Annotated in this window: 22 protein-coding genes and 1 tRNA gene; 15 read left to right on the forward strand and 8 right to left on the reverse strand. The window is 41.7% G+C overall.

Annotated elements, in window-relative coordinates; all coding sequences use genetic code 11:
- The first annotated feature begins 2 nt into the window (after positions 1–2).
- The 10 genes from BLU58_RS07970 to BLU58_RS08015 all read left to right on the forward strand — a co-directional run bounded on the left by BLU58_RS07970 (position 3) and on the right by BLU58_RS08015 (position 7,220).
- Entirely contained in the window at positions 3–755 is a 753-nt protein-coding gene (locus tag BLU58_RS07970; protein ID WP_093291698.1) for a hypothetical protein, read from the forward strand.
- Positions 752–1,756 (forward strand): agmatinase family protein, encoded by a 1,005-nt coding sequence (locus tag BLU58_RS07975; RefSeq protein WP_255404649.1) that lies wholly within the window; start codon positions 752–754, stop codon positions 1,754–1,756. Before BLU58_RS07970 ends, BLU58_RS07975 begins: the two co-directional genes overlap by 4 nt.
- 96 nt (positions 1,757–1,852) lie before the next feature.
- A complete protein-coding gene (locus BLU58_RS07980; RefSeq protein ID WP_176786562.1) occupies positions 1,853–2,143 on the forward strand; it encodes a DUF2642 domain-containing protein in 291 nt (96 codons plus the stop codon).
- 184 nt (positions 2,144–2,327) lie between these two features.
- Positions 2,328–2,771 (forward strand): MarR family winged helix-turn-helix transcriptional regulator, encoded by a 444-nt coding sequence (locus BLU58_RS07985; RefSeq protein ID WP_093291700.1) that lies wholly within the window; start codon positions 2,328–2,330, stop codon positions 2,769–2,771.
- Positions 2,772–2,872: 101 nt separating this feature from the next.
- Positions 2,873–3,706, forward strand: coding sequence for a glutamate racemase (gene racE / locus BLU58_RS07990; protein ID WP_093291701.1), 834 nt, complete (start codon positions 2,873–2,875; stop codon positions 3,704–3,706).
- Between the two features lie 117 nt (positions 3,707–3,823).
- Positions 3,824–4,894 carry a GerMN domain-containing protein gene (locus BLU58_RS07995; RefSeq protein WP_093291702.1) on the forward strand — a complete coding sequence of 357 codons (1,071 nt, stop codon included), beginning with the start codon at positions 3,824–3,826 and terminating at the stop codon, positions 4,892–4,894.
- A 127-nt stretch (positions 4,895–5,021) separates the two neighbouring features.
- Positions 5,022–5,765: a ribonuclease PH gene (gene rph / locus BLU58_RS08000; RefSeq protein ID WP_093291703.1), complete on the forward strand. Its 744-nt coding sequence runs from the start codon at positions 5,022–5,024 to the stop codon at positions 5,763–5,765.
- Position 5,766: 1 nt separating this feature from the next.
- Positions 5,767–6,390, forward strand: coding sequence for an XTP/dITP diphosphatase (locus BLU58_RS08005; RefSeq protein ID WP_093291704.1), 624 nt, complete (start codon positions 5,767–5,769; stop codon positions 6,388–6,390).
- A 153-nt stretch (positions 6,391–6,543) separates the two neighbouring features.
- On the forward strand, positions 6,544–7,053 hold the full coding sequence (locus tag BLU58_RS08010) for a metallophosphoesterase family protein (RefSeq protein WP_093291705.1): 510 nt from the start codon (positions 6,544–6,546) through the stop codon (positions 7,051–7,053).
- A gap of 90 nt (positions 7,054–7,143) precedes the next feature.
- Positions 7,144–7,220: transfer RNA gene (locus tag BLU58_RS08015), tRNA-Arg, on the forward strand.
- Between the two features lie 392 nt (positions 7,221–7,612).
- On the opposite strand, the gene BLU58_RS08020 is transcribed toward BLU58_RS08015, so the two are convergent.
- A complete protein-coding gene (locus tag BLU58_RS08020) occupies positions 7,613–9,103 on the reverse strand; it encodes a glycine betaine uptake BCCT transporter (RefSeq protein ID WP_093291706.1) in 1,491 nt (496 codons plus the stop codon).
- A gap of 507 nt (positions 9,104–9,610) precedes the next feature.
- Here BLU58_RS08020 and BLU58_RS08025 point away from each other — a divergent pair.
- Positions 9,611–10,012, forward strand: a complete 402-nt coding sequence (locus tag BLU58_RS08025; RefSeq protein WP_176786563.1) for a CHRD domain-containing protein — start codon at positions 9,611–9,613, stop codon at positions 10,010–10,012.
- 196 nt (positions 10,013–10,208) lie between these two features.
- On the opposite strand, the gene BLU58_RS08030 is transcribed toward BLU58_RS08025, so the two are convergent.
- Together BLU58_RS08030 and BLU58_RS08035 are read right to left on the reverse strand one after the other, a co-directional pair.
- Positions 10,209–10,874 carry a permease prefix domain 1-containing protein gene (locus tag BLU58_RS08030; RefSeq protein ID WP_093291708.1) on the reverse strand — a complete coding sequence of 222 codons (666 nt, stop codon included), beginning with the start codon at positions 10,872–10,874 and terminating at the stop codon, positions 10,209–10,211.
- On the reverse strand, positions 10,861–11,214 hold the full coding sequence (locus tag BLU58_RS08035; RefSeq protein ID WP_093291709.1) for a PadR family transcriptional regulator: 354 nt from the start codon (positions 11,212–11,214) through the stop codon (positions 10,861–10,863). The genes BLU58_RS08030 and BLU58_RS08035 overlap by 14 nt, the downstream gene beginning before the upstream one ends.
- A gap of 153 nt (positions 11,215–11,367) precedes the next feature.
- Between BLU58_RS08035 and BLU58_RS08040 the strand changes: the two genes are divergently transcribed.
- Entirely contained in the window at positions 11,368–12,306 is a 939-nt protein-coding gene (locus BLU58_RS08040; RefSeq protein ID WP_093291710.1) for a pyridoxal-phosphate dependent enzyme, read from the forward strand.
- 131 nt (positions 12,307–12,437) lie between these two features.
- Here the strand turns inward: BLU58_RS08040 and BLU58_RS08045 are convergent, their stop codons facing one another.
- The 5 genes from BLU58_RS08045 to BLU58_RS08065 all read right to left on the reverse strand — a co-directional run bounded on the left by BLU58_RS08045 (position 12,438) and on the right by BLU58_RS08065 (position 17,243).
- A complete protein-coding gene (locus BLU58_RS08045) occupies positions 12,438–12,992 on the reverse strand; it encodes a hypothetical protein (RefSeq protein WP_093291711.1) in 555 nt (184 codons plus the stop codon).
- 119 nt (positions 12,993–13,111) lie between these two features.
- Entirely contained in the window at positions 13,112–14,248 is a 1,137-nt protein-coding gene (locus BLU58_RS08050) for a Ger(x)C family spore germination protein (RefSeq protein WP_093291712.1), read from the reverse strand.
- Positions 14,245–15,774 (reverse strand): spore germination protein, encoded by a 1,530-nt coding sequence (locus BLU58_RS08055; protein WP_255404650.1) that lies wholly within the window; start codon positions 15,772–15,774, stop codon positions 14,245–14,247. Before BLU58_RS08055 ends, BLU58_RS08050 begins: the two co-directional genes overlap by 4 nt.
- Before the next feature lie 6 nt (positions 15,775–15,780).
- Positions 15,781–16,893 carry an endospore germination permease gene (locus BLU58_RS08060; RefSeq protein WP_093291713.1) on the reverse strand — a complete coding sequence of 371 codons (1,113 nt, stop codon included), beginning with the start codon at positions 16,891–16,893 and terminating at the stop codon, positions 15,781–15,783.
- A gap of 128 nt (positions 16,894–17,021) precedes the next feature.
- On the reverse strand, positions 17,022–17,243 hold the full coding sequence (locus tag BLU58_RS08065; RefSeq protein ID WP_093291714.1) for a hypothetical protein: 222 nt from the start codon (positions 17,241–17,243) through the stop codon (positions 17,022–17,024).
- A gap of 399 nt (positions 17,244–17,642) precedes the next feature.
- Here BLU58_RS08065 and tig point away from each other — a divergent pair, with 399 nt between their 5' ends.
- The 3 genes from tig to clpX all read left to right on the forward strand — a co-directional run bounded on the left by tig (position 17,643) and on the right by clpX (position 20,888).
- Positions 17,643–18,935: a trigger factor gene (tig, locus tag BLU58_RS08070; RefSeq protein ID WP_093291715.1), complete on the forward strand. Its 1,293-nt coding sequence runs from the start codon at positions 17,643–17,645 to the stop codon at positions 18,933–18,935.
- A gap of 83 nt (positions 18,936–19,018) precedes the next feature.
- Positions 19,019–19,597 carry an ATP-dependent Clp endopeptidase proteolytic subunit ClpP gene (gene clpP, locus BLU58_RS08075; protein ID WP_072330688.1) on the forward strand — a complete coding sequence of 193 codons (579 nt, stop codon included), beginning with the start codon at positions 19,019–19,021 and terminating at the stop codon, positions 19,595–19,597.
- 22 nt (positions 19,598–19,619) lie between these two features.
- The gene (gene clpX / locus BLU58_RS08080; protein ID WP_093291716.1) at positions 19,620–20,888 is read left to right on the forward strand and encodes an ATP-dependent protease ATP-binding subunit ClpX; all 1,269 of its coding nucleotides are present in this window, start codon (positions 19,620–19,622) and stop codon (positions 20,886–20,888) included.
- The last annotated feature ends 71 nt before the right edge of the window (positions 20,889–20,959 follow it).

Genomic DNA, 20,959 nt, shown 5'->3' on the forward strand with positions numbered 1-20,959 from the left:
TCATGATCGGGAGACAGTTTCGTTTTCTTTTTATTGTCGTCATAATGATGGTCGCGTTAGTTGGCTGTGTGGATGCGGATCTTCATGCTACTGTTAACCGTGACGGGACAGGGACATTTCAACTTAAGATGATGACAACGGATCAACAAGTGTGGAGTAGGTTGAAAGAAGCGATAGGGTCTGGGGGAGATGGCCCATTTAAAGAGCTAGAGAAGAAAGGCTATCAGAAACAAATAACGGAAAAAGATGGCCAATATGGTTTTATTTTTACCAAGAAGATTCAAGATATAGCTAATCCAAAAGAGTGGGCTTTAATGGAAGATGGAGCTACTTCCTCTGAGGGTGTAAAGTTTGTGAAAGAGAAGGGCTTCTTGTTTACTACCTATCAGTTAAACAAGCAGGAAATGGGTACGGCACTCAGTAATGCTGGAGACCTTGCCGGAATGATAAATTCTAGGTTTAAGTTAACGTTGCCTGTAAAGCCCGATTCTCATAATGCGGATCGACTTGAAGATGATGGGACGTTAGTATGGGACTTAAAAAATAAAAAACCGATCCAAGTACAAGTTTCGGTAATCAATATGTGGGTTATCGTGGTACTGGGCCTAATGGGGGTCACTTTGATAGTGGGAATGATCCTTTTGTTTATAAGAAAGCGAAAAAATCGCTCAAATCAAGATCCTCCCGCATGGGGACTGGGCTCGGACCCTTTACATCCAACTACGATGGGACCTAATGAGGAGAGACATAATTGAAACATCAAATATCAGAAGTAATCGAACTGCCTGCCTTTCATTGGAGAGAAACGGATGCAGTGGAGCGTGTGAGCGACTGGATTTTTTCTCGCAAGAACGAAGATTGGATGAGCATATCCCAAGCACAAAATTGGGATGTTACGTTGTTAGGAGTTCCCCTATCTAGATCCTCTATCAGTGCGTCAGCTGCGAGTGAGCATCCGGAAGCATTTCGTAGAATGTGGAAGTATTTTGTTCCGTATCATGTGGATTATAATCTTGATTTAACCCCTCTTCGCGTAGTAGATGTGGGGGATGTGATTCAGCATACAACTGATATCGGGATCAATCATCAGCGGATTGAAGAGGCTATGATGCTGCTCCGAAAGCAGTTCCCGCAGGCATTTCCGATTACGATTGGAGGAGATCACTCCATCACAGCTCCACTTGTAAAAGGGTGGAAACGGGCGCACCCGGGTGAAAGAGTAGGGATTTTGCAGTTAGATACTCATTTTGATCTTCGCCCTCTCACAAGCGGACCTAGTAATGGTACGGTAATCCGCAATTTAATCGAAAGTCAAACGATAAAGGGCTCTGATGTGTGGAATATCGGCTTACATGGATTTTATAATACGAAGTCGTTACGAGATTACGCTCAGTTAAAAGGAGTACACTATGTTGCGCTACGAGAAGCACGCATAGCAGGGATGGCGGAAACCATTTTGCGTGCATATAAGCAAATGGCACAAGAAGTGGATACGATTTATTTAACGGTCGATATGGATGTCTTAGATATAGCGTATGCACCAGGTGTTGCGGCGGCGACAGTGGGGGGTATGAGAACAGACGAACTATTCTCTGCTATCTATGAAGCAAGCCAATATCCGTTAGTGAAAGCAATGGATATCGTATGTGTGGACCCACGAAAAGATGTTGCTGAGATGACGGTGAGAGCAGCGGTTCATACGATGATGACTTTTTTGAGTGGATTTTGTATGCGGAAGAGGCAAGAGATATTGTAAGTTTTAAAAAAAACTATGAAATGGGCATTTGCCTCAGTCCATATGCACCCTAGTCACATAACATGAATGTGATTAAACATAGGGGAGGATATGTCCATGGAAAAGAATTATGATATAAAACGCGAACCATACAGACCTATGCCAGTACCTAAGAAGCCGATGGAACAGGCATGCGGTTACAGTCGGATGGAGATGGTAGAACCATACTTATATGAGGCTTTGAAATGTCTGTGCGGACGAAAAGTGTGTGTCACAACAACTTGCGGAAAATACAGAGGCGAATTACTAAAAGTAAAACGTGATCACCTTGTGATTTGTGAGGGTCAATGTGTATGCTATGTTCGTCTACAAACGGTTTGCGCTGTTATGCCTGAGCCAAAATGCTAGTTACCTTTTGATTCTCAAAAAATCTCAGTCTCAAAGGCAAGAGCTTCCCTAATCGATAGGGGGGCTTTTTCTTTTGGAACTTAAATCTCTCGTAAGTAGGATGATCTTTTGTTAAAATAGTCATAGCTCTTGCAATCATCAAGGACTTGCAGGTAGAGCGGGAATAACTATTAAGGGGAGCCTTATGAAAGAACATTCTATTACACCCGAGACTGTCAATGAGATTGAACGCCTATTACGCGAAATTAGTGTGATTGTAAAGCGCCATGGGCGTGAGATTTTGCACAATTTCCCTATTACTCCGCCCCAATTAAATGCTTTGCTTTGGTTAAATGAAGAGGGAGATTTAACGATCGGGGACCTTAGTCAAAAGATGTATCTCGCTTGTAGTACGATGACTGATTTGATTGACCGTATGGAGAAGAACAAGCTGGTGGCGAGAATTCGTGATGATAAAGATCGCCGTGTGGTTCGCATTCGCCTCTTGGAATATGGTACAGAAGTAATTAATGAAGTTTTAGCAGCGCGCAGGGCTTACTTGACACAAGTATTAGAAAATGAGACAAATGAAAGCGCTACAATTATGAGGGATTACCTACAGGTTTTATTTGATAAAATGAAAGACTAACCCCTTTGAAGAGGGGTCTTTTTAGTACGGAACTTTGAGCAGACTAGCAATATTTATCATATCATGATACTTTAAGGGAACTGTAAAAAGGAGGTGGTAGCATGGATCGTAATGTGATTGGAGTTTTGGATTCTGGAGTAGGTGGGCTGACTGTTGCCAAAGAAATCATGAGACAACTACCCAAAGAGACGGTTTACTACTTTGGTGATACTCTTCGTTGTCCTTATGGACCTCGATCCACAGAAGAAGTGCGCCAATTCACTTTTGAGATCATAGACTATCTTCTCCAATATCCACTTAAAGCTATCGTCATTGCCTGTAATACTGCGACGGCAGCTGCATTAGTTGAGGTACAGAAATATATCAAGCTCCCTGTGCTCGGAGTCATAGAACCTGGTTCAAGGGCTGCGATTAAAGCATCTAAACGGGGAGAAATCGGCGTGATTGGCACAGTGGGTACGATTCATAGTAAAGCATATGAACATGCACTCAGGAGACTGAATCCAGATCTCACTGTTCACAGTTTGGCCTGTCCCACATTGGTTCCACTAGTGGAAAGTGGTGGGCGAAACACTTCACTTGCTGATCAGGTTGTCGAGCAAGCGCTTCGTCCATTTGAACATAAGAAATATGATTCTTTAATTTTAGGCTGTACGCATTATCCATTACTGATGTCTTCTTTTAAGAAGGTGCTTCCTGAACATGTCGAACTGATTAGCTCAGCGGAGGAGACGGCTGTGGAGTTAAGTACCATTTTGCAATATAAAGAGCTTCTATCGGAGAGAAAATCATTTCATCGTTTTTTCACAACAGGGGATTTACGATCTTTCCAAGACATTGCTCAAGATTGGTTAGGCCAGGTTGTTCGAGTGGAACATGTAAAACTATCATCTGATCTAGTTCATTTTCCATCCAAAGAAGTTTTATTACCTTAAAAAGCCTAAGATACGGAGGCGTATCATGGGCTTTTTGCTTTTTGAAAAATAGTTGTCCTAAAAACAGTTCCTCCTCGTATACATATATCAATACTTGTCCTGTAGGAGGAACGAAATATGAATAAAAAAGTATGTGCGGTCCTAATCGTACCGTTTCTATTGGTTGGATGTATGGGTCAAGACAAAGATGCAGTAGCACCAATCGATCCACCGCCAGCCGATGTCGCTAAGAAAATGGAGCAAGCGTCAAGTGCCGTAACCACAACACCGCCAGCCGATCCAAAATCGGAGGATAAAGAGAATAAAAGTAGCCAGAAAACAGGCGATAAAAAAGTTGTGAAAGGTTCTGAGCTATATTTCTTAACCGACTCTGGCTATGTGGTGCCTTATACCCTTTCAAAGGAGCTAAAGAACAGCAATGAAGCATTACCGTATCTGGTAGAAGATCAAGCAAAGTCAATGGTCCCTAAAGGGTTTCAAGGTGCGCTCCCAAAAGGAACGAAGATCAAAGGAGTACAGGTGAAAAATGGGGTCGCAACCGTCGATTTCAGTAAAGAATTTACCAAGTACGATGCGAAGAAAGAAGAGCACATCTTTAGTGCTATTACATGGACTGTTACTCAATTTGGAAATGTGAAAACGGTAAATCTAAACGTAGAAGGTAAGCCATATACTGCGAAAAGCAAGATGAAGACACAGGGGCTTTCAAGGCAAGATGGGATTAACTTAGAGATTGCTAGAGGGGTCGATATGACCCAGAGCATGCCGGTCACTTTGTATTTTATGGCTCAATCAGAGGATCGTACGATTTACTATGTTCCGGTTACCAGAATGATCAACCGTGCGGATAATCGTGCGAAATCGGTTCTCCAAGAACTAGTAAGAGGGCCTGAGCTAGATTCAAAGCTTCTTAGCGCCGTTGACAGTACTTTAGCAGTAAATAATGTGGCTTTAAAAGGAGACACCGTCACAGCTGACCTCGGAGAACAACTTTTACAGTTTAGTGCGGAAAACAAAGCTTCCAAAAATGCGATTGATATGATTGTACTTTCGCTAACGGAAAATACAGCTGCGAAAACAGTAAAATTTTTGGTGAACGGCAAAGATAGCACGAGTACGATGACAAAAGGTGAAAAGCTATCGGAACCAGTGTCTCGTCCAGAGAAAATTAATGCAATCTCTATGTGAGGTAACACAGAAGGATAGAGTAGAGGGAGATGCTTAGTTCGGTGTGGGCCTAAGCATCTTCTTTTTTGTGAGTGTATCATTTGATTATGCTATACTAGATAAATCTAGGATTTGGAGGGATATGCTGTTGAGATTAGACAGAAGAGAAAATAATCAACTAAGACCAGTGGAAATCATTCGTCCATACATAAAATCAGCTGAAGGTTCCGTATTGATCAGCGTGGGGGATACCCGTGTGATCTGCACAGCATCTATAGAAGAGAAGGTTCCGCCGTTCTTACGAAATTCGGGCAAAGGATGGATTACAGCCGAATACTCGATGTTACCTCGAGCTACTCAACAACGTACGATCCGTGAAGCGAGTAGGGGGAAGCTGGGTGGCAGAACGATGGAAATCCAGCGTTTAATCGGGCGTACATTACGCTCCGTGATTGATTTAAAGGCGCTTGGTGAGCGTACGATCTGGATTGATTGCGATGTAATTCAAGCAGATGGTGGGACACGTACAGCTGCGATTACCGGAGCGTTTGTGGCGTTGGTTGATGCACTTGCTAAACTGAAACAAGCGGGTACGATTTCCAAGTTTCCGATTAAGGATTTCCTTGCCGCTACGAGTGTTGGAGTGGTCGGAAACGATGTTCGTCTTGACCTGTGTTATGAAGAAGATTCAAGTGCTGTTGTGGATATGAATCTGATTATGACGGGACAAGGTAAGTTCGTGGAGATTCAAGGGACAGGCGAATCAAATCCGTTTAGCAGTGAGCAACTTATGGAATTATTAGAAGTAGGAAAAGCAGGCATCGCAGAATTGATTCAGTTACAGAAGGATGCGCTCGGTGAACATGCTTCTTATGTGGGAGTAGGAGCCTAAGATGAAAAAGGCATGGCAATATCCTTACGTGCTGATCGCATCCCAAAATCAGCACAAACTAAAAGAGTTTCGTGATCTGTTCGAGTTAGAACTGGGGATTGGTGTGAAAGGATTAGATGAGTTCCCTGATGCTCCAGAAATCATAGAGGACCAAGAAACGTTTGAAGGAAATGCAATGAAGAAATCGGAAACCATCTCTCGTTGGTTAGGGCAACCCGTTCTTTCCGATGACTCCGGGATTGTGGTCCCTGCTTTGGACGGAGCCCCAGGTGTGTATTCAGCAAGATATGCAGGAGAAGGAAGTACCGATCAGCAAAACTACCAAAAAATGCTTTACGAGATGGAGACTCTCTCTGCTTCGGATCGCAAGGCTTACTATGTATGTGTCATGGCACTTTCTGTACCGGAAGAAGAATCCAAATTTGTACGGGGAGAATGCCACGGAGTGGTCGCTCATGGGCCTAGAGGGGAAAATGGATTTGGATATGATCCCGTTTTCTATCTGCCGGAGCGAGGGCAAACGATGGCGGAGCTAAGTAGTGAGCAAAAGGGAGCGATTAGTCATCGTTCGATTGCGACGAAGAAGTTGATTGAGCTATTGAAGGAGACGTATACGTTTTCGTAGAGACGTTGCTTAATAAGGTAGACGATACCAGATGGCATCGGGGCATGGTCAGACATATTATCCCTACTCCATTCAACTTACTGATTGATCAAGCTGACCATTGCGTTTACTTAAATAGCGAGTCCGTAGCGTTTACAAGAGGTGGTAGTCGGCATGAAAATCTTAATTACAAGTGACTCTCATGGGAAGAAAGATTTGCTTGAAGAGATTATAAAACGAGAGAATCCGGATCATACGATTCATTGTGGGGATTTTTGTACGGATTTGATCGAGTTGCCTGATGTTCCTTTAACAGTGGTGCGTGGTAATTGTGATTGGGAGCAGGTTCCGGAGGAAGATACATATGAAGTAGACGGTTTGCGTTTCTATGTGACACATGGACATCTATTTCGAGTGAGCCAGTCGGGATTACCGCTCAAGTATCGGGCTGAGGAAAAAAATGCGCAGATTGTTTGCTTCGGGCATTCTCATTATCCCGTTTGTGATCAAGTAGATGAGCGATTGTACATTAATCCGGGAAGCATCAAGCAGGCCAGGGGTTTTGCGCACCCTACGTATTCGGTGTTGTCGATTGGCAAGGATCAGCAGATTGAAGTCACTTATCATCAAGTAGATGGCACGCAGATCACCGAGCGCGGAGGGATCTATCAATTGAAAAAGTGAAGAAGTAGCCTATTTTCTTCACTTTTTCGTTGACATGGTCGCCGTTAACCCTGTATAATCATACTTACTTGCGAATGAATTGATTATCGTGTCCCAGTAGCTCAGCTGGATAGAGCAACGGCCTTCTAAGCCGTCGGTCGGGCGTTCGAATCGCTCCTGGGATGCCAATGAAATAGGGATAACCACTAACAACAACCCTTTGTATATCTAAGTGCAACGGTTAGTATCACGGTCAAAAAGTCAAAATGTACCCATTTGTGGCTTAGTGAAACTAATGTGTGTTCTAAGGATAGTACAGGGGGTTTTTGTGTTGACAAAAAGAAAATAGGTTTGCTAGATAGTGAAGATCGGGTGGATCGTATAAAACGTACTATAACTCATCCGTGGGATTTAGATAAAAATCAGCTTGGAAGGGTACAGAAAAGCAGGGTGGGATACTCACGCTATACCTGCTTTCGACTCAGTCTAAATAGGGGGAGGCTCTCTTCAAGCTAGTATGAATATTGAAGAGAGCCTCCAAATAATTTAACCATGTTCGATATCACGGTATATGCATCACTTATTTTCCTTCATTCTCCTTGCGAAGAGCAAGAATGAAGGAAAATATGATACCAAAAAGAATGAATATAAACGGAAAAGATACAATGATTGATGCAGTTTGTAAAGCATTTAATCCTCCAGAGAACAGCAGAATGGCTGCAGAAGCAGAAATGATAAGTCCCCAAGTAACTTTCATATAATTAGATGGATTGAGGGAGCCACTACTTGATTGCATCCCTAATACAAATGTAGCTGAATCAGCTGAGGTAATGAAGAATGTCGCAATCAAGAAAATAGCTAATACCGATAAGATCTCACCCATTGGATACTGCTGTAGCATGGCAAATAGTGCAATTTCCGTACCTTGATCGCTCATAATGTTAAATAGCGAAAAGTCCTGTACAAGTTCTATATATAGGCCTGAACCACCAAATACGGAAAACCATAAAGCACCAAAAAGGGTAGGGACTAAAAGAACTCCTATCACAAACTCTCTAATGGTCCTCCCCTTTGACACTCGAGCAATAAAGGTCCCAACAAAAGGAGCCCAAGCAATCCACCAAGCCCAATAAAACACCGTCCATCCTTGTATCCACTCATTTGTTTTTGGGAAAAACGGAGCCATATTTAAGCTCATTGCGGGAAGGCCTTGAATGTAATTACCTATTGTTGTTACAAATACATTCATGATAAATTTAGTTGGTCCTACAAATAAGAGTAATAAAAGCAATAGTACTGCTAAGATGATATTTGCATTACTTAAATACTGAATCCCTTTACTAAGGCCGGTTGCTGCGGACACTAAAAACAAAAGAGTGACAACTACAATAATCACTAGTTGAGAAGTGAAGTTGTTACTCATATTCGTTAGATAAGAGAGCCCTGCACTAATTTGTACAGCTCCAAAGCCTAGTGAAGTAGCTACTCCAAAAACGGTTGCAAATATGGCGATGATATCAATGGTCTTACCGATGGGGCCATTTACTTTTTCTTTGAGCAAAGGATAGAAGATGTAACTGATCAGGCCAGGGGCATCCTTTCGGAATTGAAAATAAGCAAGTGCCAGTGCTAATACACTATAAATTCCCCAAGGATGCAGTCCCCAGTGAAAAAACGAAGACCGCATTGCTAGTCTTGCTGCTTCAGCCGTTTGTGGATCTCCCACAGCAGGGTTGTGATAATGTGAAAGTGGTTCAGCTACACCCCAAAACACGAGTCCAATCCCCATCCCAGCACTAAATAGCATAGCAAACCAACTAAGGGTACTATACTCTGGCTGATCTGTATCTTTTCCTAGTTTGATTTTTCCATACGGACTAAAAATCAAATAAAAAGCGAACACAAGAAACAGGGTAGCTGATAAAAGGTAGAACCATCCAAAGCTTCCTTGTAAATAGGTTTGAATGGCTGATGTGTATGTAGTCAATTGTTGAGGATAGAAAGTACCCCATAAGATAAATAAAAAGGCAATCGTGACAGAAACCATGAATACAGTCGTGAATTTTTTCATAATTCTCCCTTTCCTAGTGGATTGTACATCAGATGGATATTGTATGAAAGAACCTCCTTCTTCGTCTTTTTTTCGATGTATAAAGTTTATTATAACGAAACTATTTACTAGATGCCAAAATAGGTCTCAATGAGTGAAGTGATGAAGGAGTGCTCAAATCCATTCATCATTATACCCAGATTCTTCTTATTACAACTTACGGTATGCATCATTATGAGTGATTTCAGCAAATCCAGTTTGCTCATATTGGTCCATGAAACAGCCTTCTAAGCCGTTGGAAGGCGCTCGAATCGCTCCCCGGATGCCAATGAAAAGTGGGATAACCGCTTAAAAAAAAACCTTCCACATCGTTTTTCTAAAATGGTGTGGGAGGTTTTTTGTATTGGAGGTATGTTATTCAAGATATTTGACGTGTCCCTTTGATATATACTTTCATATCTATATGTTAGAGTACTAGGAAAAAGTTAAATGAAAAAATGATTAATCTTATAGAAAGGGATGACTATATTGGCAAAAAACTTTTTTGCTTTTTTAACTGGGAATCAAGAAGTTCCGAAGGTTATAACGTCTGCTTTAGGAGTTCTCACACTTAATTCGAATAACGATGAGACGGGAATTGACTATACACTGCTTGTATATAATATGCAAAAATTGATAGCAGCACATCTACATTTGGGACCTGTAGGACAAAATGGGCCTGTTGTAGTTCCACTCGCAAGCGTGAATCCGGGGCTAAGCTTGAAGCAGGTAGGAATTATATCGGGTGTTATTACAGCTGATGATTTAGTAGGTCCGTTAGCAGGGGAAACGATCGAACGGCTTATCCAACTGATAGAAGTTGGTGAAATTTATACCAATGTTCACACAGAGAATCATCCGTCTGGGGAGATTAGAGGTCAGGTGAGCTAATAGAGTCTAGACCCTACTCGACTATCTTAGCATTAGACCTCTAATCCGCCATTTCCTACCATAAAATTAGTAGAAAGGTTTGCCATCTAGAAGTCTTTACCTTATCGACGTCTAGATGGCTTGTTGTGATTCGCATACGGACAGGCAACGGATCTTCCTTTAGGATTAGAATGTGCGAAGGAGCATGTAATCGTACTTATTTATTTTCTTTCAGACGACTTTTTTCGGTAAGCATAAGGTATAGGTATAGTCCTAATCCAATAAGGACAAATACCATGCAAGCAGCAATCGCGACATAAACTTTTCCGGTGCTGAAATAGCTAAAAGCGGATGAGAAGAACCCGAATAAAATGGTGCTGATGGCTACTGTATAGAGCAGCGCGCGAATCTTGTGCATTGCAAAGCGAGACTTGGTTTCTCTTGTGAGCACGCTGTATGTGATGAGTGCGGTACCTAGCATGATGAATAAAAAGCCAGAGCCTACTACGACATTGGGAGGGCGATGCATAAAAAATACAATGGCAGAGTTAAATATTCCAAAAATCATTAATAGTACCCCTATGAGGATTCCCATGGTGGAGATTCTCTCTTGTGCTCTAGAATGAATAGATTGCTTTACTGGATCTTCTCCGTATTGGCGCAGTTCTTCAGCTAAGCTACTTAAATTCCCCATGGAAGCGATCGCATCTCGAAATGCTTCTTCTTCATCCTTTCCATTTTTAATTAAATCCATCGCGCGTTCTTTTAAGTTCATAAACAACTCTTCTTTTGTATCAAAAAGATGTTGTGTTTCTTGAATGCCTTCAAATTGGCGATTTAGATAGATTTGGATTTGACGATCAAGCGTTTTATTTTGGTTCATGATCGATCACTCCTTCGATAAGTTGATTTAAAATCTCTTTCGCTACGTTCCATTCCTTTTTACTTTGTTTATAAAAATCATGACCGGAGTCTGTAATTCGGTAATATTTTCTCCTGCCACCTTGTGTTTCATCTCCCCAATAGGAGCTGATATATCCGTCCTGTTCGAGTCTGCGAAAGGCGGAGTATAACGTTGCTTCCTTTAGTTCGTACTGCTGATGACTAAGCTGGATGATCTTTTGATAAATCTCGTAACCGTAACTATCCCCTTGGTGCAGTACATTTAAAATGATGGTACTTGTATGGCCCCGGATCAAATCCGTTGATATTTTTTTGCCCATAGTTTTTCACCTCGCATTATACAATGTATCACACATATATATGTCTGTCAAAGTAATTTTCCTGTCCAATATGATGAAATGAATATAAATTCATTCCCCTTTTGATTCTGTTCAGATAAAATAATAAATAAATCTACTAAAGGAGCGGGTCGAATGAATAAGGCGATCATATTCCACGATATTATTGATGCGGTCGAACGACTCCGTGGAGTAGCAAATCGTACACCAGTATTAACTTCTAGAGTGCTAAATGAATTGTCTAGGCAACAAGTCTATTTAAAATGTGAAAATTTTCAACGAGGTGGAGCCTTTAAATTTCGAGGTGCTTATAATGCGTTAAGTAAATTGTCAGAGGAGGAAAGAAAGCGAGGTGTAATTGCGTTTTCTTCGGGGAATCATGCCCAAGGACTAGCTCTTGCGTGTAAAATTTTGGGTGTACAAGCCACCATTGTGATGCCAGAAGATACCCCTGAGGTAAAGATAGAGGCTGTGCAAAATTATGGAGGAAATGTGCTTTTTTTTGATCGTTATAAGGAAAGTCGAGAACGGATTGCCGCTCGGTATTCGGAGGAACACGGGATGGCCATTATTCCGCCGTTTGATCATCCTGATATTATCGCTGGAGCTGGAACCGCAGCCTATGAGTTAATGCAAGAGCATCCGTTTTTAGAGCATTTGGTTACTCCAGTAGGGGGAGGAGGGCTTATATCGGGCACAGCACTTGCAGGAAAAGGCATGAACCCTCGTGTGAAGATTCATGGAGTGGAACCTGAAGGGGCCGATGATGTAAGGAGATCGATGCTTCAAGGGGAAAGAGTTCGAATTGATCCGCCGAATACGATCGCAGATGGCCTTAGAACACAGCAGGTAGGAGAGAGGAATTTTCCGATTATCCAGCAAATGGTTCACGAAGTGGTAACGGTATCGGAAGAAGAGATTGAAGTTGCGATGCGATTTGCGATGGTTCGCTTAAAGATCGTAATTGAGCCATCGAGCGCAGTGGCTTTGGCGGCTGTTATGTTCCGTAAATTTCAAATCGAGAAAGGAAGTTGTATTGGGGTCATTCTCAGTGGTGGGAATGTGGAATTATAAGAGTCGGAATGGAACCAATATAAAAAAGACGTACTCTCTAGATGAATGGATATCTCCCCTAGGTAGGCTACCTTTCGGGATCATATCATATCAAAGGAGTTCGTCTTTTTATTTTTAGATGGACGATCTTTTTACGATTCGGCGGTAGAGAAGTTAATGGGGATGTTGTTGATTGTATTAAGTAGCACAGCTTGGAAAGCAAAAGCGGCTACATTGTTATAGTTATTGTAGTAATCGGATAAATCGTCATTTGGAAATTGGACTATTTCTGGTTCGAAAATGGGAAAGACAGCAACAGGACCTAATGGAGGTGTAGTGGAGCGAACTCGGACAAGGGAGAAGAGATTGTTTGTAGAAAAAGCTCGGCGATAGAGACGTGCGATTTGTTGAGGGGTGATGGCAATAGTACTATTTGGTGTTACAGTTTGTCCGTTGTTTGTTTGAATCTGGATGGTTACAGTAGTCCCTCCAAATTGCACATTATTTTGGATAAGAGTAGCGATAGCCCTTGCTCTTCCCAAGTTGCGAACGACAATAGGTAAGATATAGTTTGATCCATTAGCGCGTAGATTACGAACTCGGACATTTGGATCTGCCCCTACTGTATTTTGAACAAGGTTAGCGAAAGTAATCCACGGAGGGGAAAGGGCGATTTGATACGATGGTGACTTTTTCTTTGTTTTCAAATCATAAACCCCCTATAACATATATTCTCTATAAGATATGAAGATAGGTTATAAGAAGTGTGGGTAATCAAAATAGAAATGCCTGATGGAGTGAGAATCCATCAGGCGTGGTAGGTGTTCTATTCAATCGAAGGTACCAAGTGCAACTGATTGGTATAGCGAAGATCGACATCTGCTCTCATCGAATGAATGGAGTCTTTGTTTAGGGGGACTTTTCCATTCCGTGCAATTCTTTTCCATGACTTTACATCGGATCGATACAGTTTTTCAGAAAGCCGGTAAATATCTGTATCGTGCTTGATAGATTCGTGGTAGGTGAGCATTACTTCTTCTTCTATTTTTTTAGAGATCTCTTTATTTAGAAACGCAAGATCTATTTTTTGATAGAGTGCGCTTACAACGGCAGATCCCTTGATTTTAATATCAAATTGGACCTGATTTCCTTGAACAGAAGGAACAATATCAGTGTTTAACTTTTGCACGATAATGGATGCGGCTGGTTTTCCATCTTTGTGTATGGAAATCTGTCCACGTTTTGTTTTATCTGTTAACCATCTAAGGCCCACTCCTTCCGCCTCTGTTAAGAATCCTTTATACGCATGGTTGGTGATGATGGTAACTCCGTGAAGGCGGATACCAGATGTAACTTCTTCTTTTTCTTCAATTCGGTTAGGTGTAATACTAACGGTTGGGATAACTGCTTCATGCCCAGGTTCATCTAGCTTAATAATCACTTCCCTCATCGTAACAGGTTTCACAAATGAACCCTGCTCGAAGATCGTTTTAGGATTATCTAAACTAGATGGATAGTTAGATGCTACAAGAAGATCCCTAAGCGGTGCATGGCTAACATAAAACCAAAGGTGGTAGCGAATTTCTACGAAACGATCCAACATATCTAAAATCTGCTGTTGCCCTCCATTCTTGATAGCCGCTTCGGTCATAATGACAAAAGAGAGATGACCCCAAAATATTTTTCGATCACTTGATTTATAGACATTAAAAACGGCTTCATCTACATCTCGTCCTTCTCCCCAGATGATTTCCCCGTGAGGGCTGGTGGGGCGGCCTTGTTCAGATTTTCCAGACGTTCCGAGATCAAACAACTGGGAGTAGACTGTATAAACACCATCTTTAAAATCGATACCCAGCCCATTTGCATACACCATTTGCTCAGGTTCATTCAGATCCCAACAACCCGTCATCGTTAGTGGGAACAGTAGGAGGACTATTGTTAGCCATAATTTCTTTTTCATCCTTTGTCGCTTCCTTTTCTTGTCGGGTCTTTGGGATGAAATTCCTGTGGACGACTGATGTATTTATTGGTAGGGAGACGGAATAACGATTTCATAAAATGGGAAAAGCTCGCTCGAGTAGCAATCTCCAAATAAGGGTAGCCAAACGTATGTAGACTGGCTAAGTAAATCAAAATGAAGAAGAACGAGAGACAAAAGCCGAATAGACCGAAAATGGACGCCAAGACGAGAGAGAGGAAGCGCAAAATACTGATCGCACCGATAATAGACTGATTAACAAGGGTAAACGTAGCAATGGTTGAAACGGCGATGACTACGACTGTTACGGGACTTGTTAGCCCTGCTTGAATAGCGGCATCACCGATGATGAGTCCGCCTACTACACTTAATGTTTGGCCAATCGCAATCGGAAGTCGTAAGCCAGCCTCTCGAAATAGTTCGAACAGAACTAACATCAAGAGAGCTTCTAGCGGGATAGGTAAAGGAACGCCCATGCGCGATTCAATAACGGTGGTCAATAGGGCAAAAGGGATTTGATTTTGATGGAATCCGGTAACAGCCACCCAAAATGCCGGGAGGAGGGTGGCTATGAAGACGCCTAGAAATCGAAGAAATCTTGCCAAGGAGCTGTATATGGCTGTGTATTCACTATCCTCTGCCGCCTTTAACTGTAACAAGATATTGGAGGGAATAATGATGGCATACGCAACCCCATCGAGAAGAATGATAATTCTCCCGCTCAAAAGAGATTGAACGACAAAGTCAGGTCTACCTGTGTAGTTATGGAGGGGGAAGAGATTCCCATTCTCTTCGATTAACTCCATGAGCTGGTTTCCACCATATATGGCATCAATATCGATGGCTTCAATTCTTTTTCGGGCGTTTTCGAGTAATGTTGGATTAGCGATATCATCCATGTATAGAAGAGAAATGGTTGTTTTACTACGCCTTCCAACCTCGAAAAATTCAACACACATTGAATTGGTTTTGAGACGTTTGCGAATAAGGGAGATATTGGTCGTGAGATCTTCAATAAAGTTATCACGGGGGCCCTTAATCGTAACTTCCATCTTACTCTCTTCAGGGTTTCGTTGTGGTCGCTTGGATAGATTGGTCGAAATAAGGTGACCAGTCGTTTCAAAGTAGATGAGTGTTTTTCCAGAAAACACCTCAGATATGACGTCATTTGCAAGAAGGACTTCTTGAACGTTCGGTAGATGTAAGTTTTCTTGTATAAGAGGGTATGTCATCTCATCGTAAGGATCTAATGTATTTAAAAATTGATGGATCCGGTCTTGCAGTAGACGATCCATGGTTTCTTGATCGACCATGCCGGAGCAAAAGATGAGTAGAACTCGCTGGGCAGGATCACCAAATTGATATTCCTGGAAGTTTACATCGGGACATTTCTGAAACAGTTTACGTAACATGCCTTCATCTAAAGGTTCTTGTTTTGGATGGGAGTCCGTTCTTACATCGCTAAGGGCTTTGGTTTTCATTTTCTTTTTTCTAAGGCTAAATTTCATATGAAATCACCCCTGCGCTTTGTTTGCTTTTTTCTTAGATTTTTTACTACCAAACCATACACATATGGCCAATATGAAAGAGATGGAGGAAAAAATATAGGCTGTAAGTGGTAAAAATAAGATTTTCTCCCATTTATAAAATATGGTATCGCTTGCTCCTATACATACTAAAATAGTAGAGAGCGAGATGATGCCAAGCATGATATATTTTCTTGTGGTTTCTTTTTGCAATGGGAAAATCTCGCCGATGATAATCAGGTATAGGGAGATTCGGATAAATGCACCTGATAGCCACTGATAAATCGATAAAAAATCAAGATGTCCGACGAATTCGGAGAGCTGAACAAGCCCCCATTCCTCAAATGCTGGATATCGTTGCCGTCCTGCTTCCCTCGGGCCAAACTCAACAATAGCCCCCACAAGAGGTCCCAGTGCTAGGGAGGATAAGATGAGCATATTCCAAGCAAGATGTTTGTATTTTAATGGTTTTTTGATCTTGTGTTGAAGCAGAATAAAGATAACCATTTCGACTATGCCAGAAGCTGGATAGATAGACCCGTGTATGACGGGTTTTATTCCATTTTCTAAAAAAGGAAGAAGTAATGAGTAGTTTTTTACTTGTAGGTTACTAATGCCGGCAAAAAACCCGAATAAAACAATGGCAAAGATTAACACAAAATTGACTATCGCGAGAGTTCGGAGACCCTTGAGTGCTAAATAAAAGGAAGTACTAGCTAGTATCACAGTAATAAAATAGTTAGGAGTGGATGGGAGATAGGATATGCTGGTCCAAACAATCGTATCGTTTAAGGCAAAGGAAACAATGGCTGTACATTCGAGGAGAATCAGACACGAAATAATGTAGGTAGGAATTTTTCCGATATGATCTCTTAGCCAAAGCATCAATGATTGGTTTTGATCTTGCGTTTTTTTATTTATATACAGTAATAGAGGGGCCCATAGTAGAGCTACAATTAGGATGACGATAGGGGTCATCCAAGAGTCCCTGCCTGCTGCTTGAATAAGGGGTGGGATTACAAGGACATGACTTTTGAATCCGATTGCAACCATACCGATCATGGAAATATGAATGATAGAAATGGAATTTGTACGATCCATGCGTGACCTCTCCTAATTGATGATGCCTTTATCATTTGTTAGAATGGTAATTTTTATTTATATATAAAAAAACCTTCGTTTTCGGATATACCGAACGAAGGTTTTGTATGTTTTGAGTATGTATGGTTTTATTTGGTTCCGTCTACTAATTTTTGGATATCGCGTAGCTCTTGCTCAATGTAAAGTAATTGTTTCATTAGATCTTTGTTTCCTGTTTCATCTTTTACATACAATTGTACACTTGTTCCAAAGCTTTGATCGATGAGAGCTAAGGCATGCTTAATCTTTTCATGGATCTTCTCTTCTTTATCACCCTTGGATAGAGATAGTGCGGATTGATTGGACTGCATTAGGGTCTCCTCCTCAGGCTCATCTTGTAGAAGAGTGAGCTCTAAATCTACTGTTTCAAAGTTAGAATTGGGTTTGTTAGAAGGACGTTTGATAGAAATCACTCCTTTGCGACTAGAATATCTACTTAGTACATATACATTCATTATACTACTAATTTAAAGGTTTCAGAGTAAAAAATTTTTCGGAATTCGATTAAGAGTCCATCTATTGCTTTGTCTTCTCAGCGCTTGGTTTCTGTAGTAGAATAGATTCACTATGAGAGGGTAGGGGACTGGCTATAGATTCTGTTGCAAAAAAGGGCTTTTGTGCCATATAATATAGTGGTTGCGTTGCATACAGAAGCGGCATGCCAAGGAAAAGTGATTCCTTACTTAATAGATTGCAGGAGGTTGCTAATGATGAAAGTAAGTTTTGAAAAAGTAGAAGCCAATAAGGTAGTACTTACTGTAGAAGTAGATTCTACAAAGGTTGCGGAAGGTCTGGATCAAGCTTTTAAAAAAGTAGTAAAGAAAGTAAATGTACCTGGATTCCGTAAAGGAAAGGTGCCTCGTGCCATTTTCGAACAACGATTTGGTGTAGAATCCCTCTACCAAGATGCCCTTGATATTTTATTGCCAGAAGCATATGAAGCAGCAGTAGCAGAAACAGGAATTGAACCAGTAGATCGGCCAGAAGTGGATATTGAACAATTGGAGCAAGGCCAAGCTCTTATCTTTAAAGCAACCGTTGTTGTGAAACCAGAAGTAAAATTAGGTGACTATAAAGGTCTTGAAGTAGCAGAAAAAGACTTCTCTGTAACAGCAGAGGCTGTAGCGGAAGAATTGACTCGTATGCAAAAACAACAAGCGGTTTGGGAGCCAGTTGAAGAAGGCTCTGTGGAACAAGGGGACCGTACTGTTATTGACTTCGAAGGTTTTGTGGATGGTGTAGCATTTGAAGGTGGTAAAGGAGAGCAATACTCCCTTGATATCGGTTCAAACTCTTTCATCCCAGGCTTTGAAGAGCAAGTTGTGGGCATGAATGTAGGCGAAGAAAAGGATGTTGAAGTTACGTTCCCAGAAGAGTATCATGCTGTTGATTTAGCTGGAAAAGCAGCTACTTTCCGCGTGAAGCTCCACGAAATCAAACGTCAAAATTTACCAGCACTTGATGATGACTTTGCACAAGACGTAAGCGATTTTGAAACACTTGCGGAGTTACAAGCAGATATAGAGAAGAAAATGGCTACTGATGCTGAGAAGGAAAAAGAAAACTATATCCGTACTTCTGTAATAGATTTGGCTTCCGAAAAAGCGGAGGTAGATGTTCCAACTGTTATGATTGATAGTGAAGTGGAACAAATGCTTCGTAATTTCGAACAAAATCTTTCCTATCAAGGATTGAATTTGGAGCTTTACACTCAGTTCACCGGACAGACGACAGAGGCATTAAAAGAGCAATTCAAAGAAGGCGCTGAGCAGAAGGTGCGTAATGATCTGGTTGTAGAAGCAATTGCAAAAGCGGAAAATATCGAAGTAAGTGAAGAGGAAATCGATCGCGAGATTGCAGTTATGGCTGAAGAAATGAAGCGTGATGCAGCAGAAATCCGTACACTTTTAGAAGCTCAAGGTAGCATCGAACAAGTTCGCTCACAGTTGCGTTTGAAGAAAGCTGTGGACCTACTTGTATTGAACAGCAAAGTTACGGCATAATGGAATTAGGGAGAGAAAAACAAGGCGCGGTGCATACGTGCCTTGTTTTCTAAATAAGAATACATATAAGAGAGGTGGACACTGTGCCTGTCGTACCGATGGTTGTAGAGCAATCGAACCGTGGTGAACGTTCGTATGACATATACTCTCGTCTCCTCAAAGATCGTATTGTCTTTTTGGGTACGGAGATTGACGACGATGTATCAAATCTGGTAGTAGCTCAACTCCTATTTTTAGCAGCAGAAGATCCAGACAAAGACATTCATTTGTACATAAACTCTCCCGGTGGTTCGATAACCGCTGGAATGGCAATTTTTGACACAATGAACTTCATCAAGCCCGATGTATCTACCATGTGCATTGGACTAGCGGCTAGCATGGGTGCATTTCTTCTCACAGCTGGGGCAAAAGGAAAGCGTTTTGCTCTCCCGAATAGTGAAGTAATGATTCATCAGCCTCTTGGTGGAGCGCGTGGTCAAGCTTCAGACATAAAGATTCATGCAGACTGGATTATGCGGTCACGGAGGCAAATTAACCAGATCTTGTCGGTTCAAACCGGACAACCAATCGAACGAATCGCACGGGATACCGACCGCGATTACTTCATGGATGCTAGGGAAGCCAAAGAATATGGCTTGGTAGACGAGGTAATCACCCGGTAATCATCAGAAAGGGGTGATCTGGATGTTTAAGTTTAACGAAGAAAAAGGACAGCTAAAGTGCTCCTTTTGTGGGAAATCTCAGGATCAAGTACGTAAGCTGGTAGCAGGTCCAGGTGTTTATATTTGCGACGAGTGTATCGAGCTTTGTAATGAGATTGTAGAGGAAGAGCTTGGAAGTGAAGAAGAAGTTGACCTCAAGAATCTTCCTAAGCCCCTAGAAATTCGTGAGATTCTAGATCAATATGTAATTGGACAAGATCAAGCGAAAAAAGCTCTCTCTGTAGCGGTTTATAACCATTACAAGCGAGTAAATAGTTCGCAGAAGTCAGATGATGTAGAGCTATCGAAGAGTAACATTTTGATGATTGGGCCTACAGGTAGCGGTAAAACCTTGCTAGCTCAGACATTGGCTCGTATTCTCAATGTTCCTTTTGCGATTGCGGATGCAACTTCACTTACGGAAGCTGGATATGTTGGGGAAGATGTGGAAAATATCTTGCTCAAATTAATTCAGGCTGCCGACTATGATGTGGAGAAGGCAGAACGAGGTATTATCTACATAGATGAGATTGACAAAGTGGCTCGTAAGTCTGAGAATCCTTCCATCACACGTGATGTGTCAGGTGAAGGTGTTCAGCAGGCGCTTTTGAAAATTTTAGAAGGTACGGTTGCTAGTGTACCTCCACAAGGAGGCCGGAAGCATCCTCATCAGGAGTTCATCCAGATTGACACAAGCAATGTGTTATTCATTTGTGGTGGTGCTTTTGATGGCTTAGAGCAGATTATTAAGCGCCGGATTGGGAAAAAAGTAATCGGCTTTGGAACAGATCAAGAGAAAGTGGAAGATTTGAAGCCAGGCGAATACTTGCGTTTATCCCTTCCGGAGGATCTACTTAAGTTCGGACTCATTCCTGAGTTTGTAGGTCGCTTGCCGATGATCTCTACACTAGAGCCGTTAGATGAGGGGGCTTTGGTTCAAATTTTAACAGAGCCTAAAAATGCTTTAGTGAAGCAGTACGCGAAGCTACTAGAGCTAGATCAGGTGAAATTAGAGTTTGACCAAGATGCACTTCAGGCGATTGCAGAAGAAGCGATTAAGCGGAAAACAGGTGCGCGGGGGCTTCGTGCTATCATCGAGTCGATCATGCTGGATGTGATGTTTGAATTACCTTCTCGCGAGGATGTTGAGAAGTGTACCATCACCAAAGAGACGGTTATCAATAAGACAAAGCCTACCCTATACACACTTAAGGATGGGAAGTCTAGTAAGAAGAAAGAAGAAAGTGCATAGTTTGTAATGATAAGCATCTGCCTTTGGGTAGGTGCTTTCTTTCTGACATCTTTCTTTTTATTTATGTTAAA

It is taken from the genome of Thermoactinomyces sp. DSM 45892, assembly GCF_900107305.1.
Classification (GTDB): domain Bacteria; phylum Bacillota; class Bacilli; order Thermoactinomycetales; family Thermoactinomycetaceae; genus Baia.

What these genes read in the sequence shown, in the direction of transcription:
- BLU58_RS08055 (WP_255404650.1), bottom strand. Translation starts at nt 15,774, where the DNA reads ATGAAATTTAGCCTTAGAAAAAAGAAAATGAAAACCAAAGCCCTTAGC.
- BLU58_RS08040 (WP_093291710.1), top strand. Translation starts at nt 11,368, where the DNA reads ATGAATAAGGCGATCATATTCCACGATATTATTGATGCGGTCGAACGA.
- BLU58_RS07995 (WP_093291702.1), top strand. Translation starts at nt 3,824, where the DNA reads ATGAATAAAAAAGTATGTGCGGTCCTAATCGTACCGTTTCTATTGGTT.
- BLU58_RS08065 (WP_093291714.1), bottom strand. Translation starts at nt 17,243, where the DNA reads ATGCAGTCCAATCAATCCGCACTATCTCTATCCAAGGGTGATAAAGAA.
- BLU58_RS07970 (WP_093291698.1), top strand. Translation starts at nt 3, where the DNA reads ATGATCGGGAGACAGTTTCGTTTTCTTTTTATTGTCGTCATAATGATG.
- BLU58_RS08030 (WP_093291708.1), bottom strand. Translation starts at nt 10,874, where the DNA reads ATGAACCAAAATAAAACGCTTGATCGTCAAATCCAAATCTATCTAAAT.
- BLU58_RS08060 (WP_093291713.1), bottom strand. Translation starts at nt 16,893, where the DNA reads ATGGATCGTACAAATTCCATTTCTATCATTCATATTTCCATGATCGGT.
- BLU58_RS08020 (WP_093291706.1), bottom strand. Translation starts at nt 9,103, where the DNA reads ATGAAAAAATTCACGACTGTATTCATGGTTTCTGTCACGATTGCCTTT.
- BLU58_RS08010 (WP_093291705.1), top strand. Translation starts at nt 6,544, where the DNA reads ATGAAAATCTTAATTACAAGTGACTCTCATGGGAAGAAAGATTTGCTT.
- BLU58_RS08035 (WP_093291709.1), bottom strand. Translation starts at nt 11,214, where the DNA reads ATGGGCAAAAAAATATCAACGGATTTGATCCGGGGCCATACAAGTACC.
- BLU58_RS07980 (WP_176786562.1), top strand. Translation starts at nt 1,853, where the DNA reads ATGGAAAAGAATTATGATATAAAACGCGAACCATACAGACCTATGCCA.
- clpX (WP_093291716.1), top strand. Translation starts at nt 19,620, where the DNA reads ATGTTTAAGTTTAACGAAGAAAAAGGACAGCTAAAGTGCTCCTTTTGT.
- BLU58_RS08050 (WP_093291712.1), bottom strand. Translation starts at nt 14,248, where the DNA reads ATGAAAAAGAAATTATGGCTAACAATAGTCCTCCTACTGTTCCCACTA.
- BLU58_RS07985 (WP_093291700.1), top strand. Translation starts at nt 2,328, where the DNA reads ATGAAAGAACATTCTATTACACCCGAGACTGTCAATGAGATTGAACGC.
- BLU58_RS08005 (WP_093291704.1), top strand. Translation starts at nt 5,767, where the DNA reads ATGAAAAAGGCATGGCAATATCCTTACGTGCTGATCGCATCCCAAAAT.
- racE (WP_093291701.1), top strand. Translation starts at nt 2,873, where the DNA reads ATGGATCGTAATGTGATTGGAGTTTTGGATTCTGGAGTAGGTGGGCTG.
- tig (WP_093291715.1), top strand. Translation starts at nt 17,643, where the DNA reads ATGAAAGTAAGTTTTGAAAAAGTAGAAGCCAATAAGGTAGTACTTACT.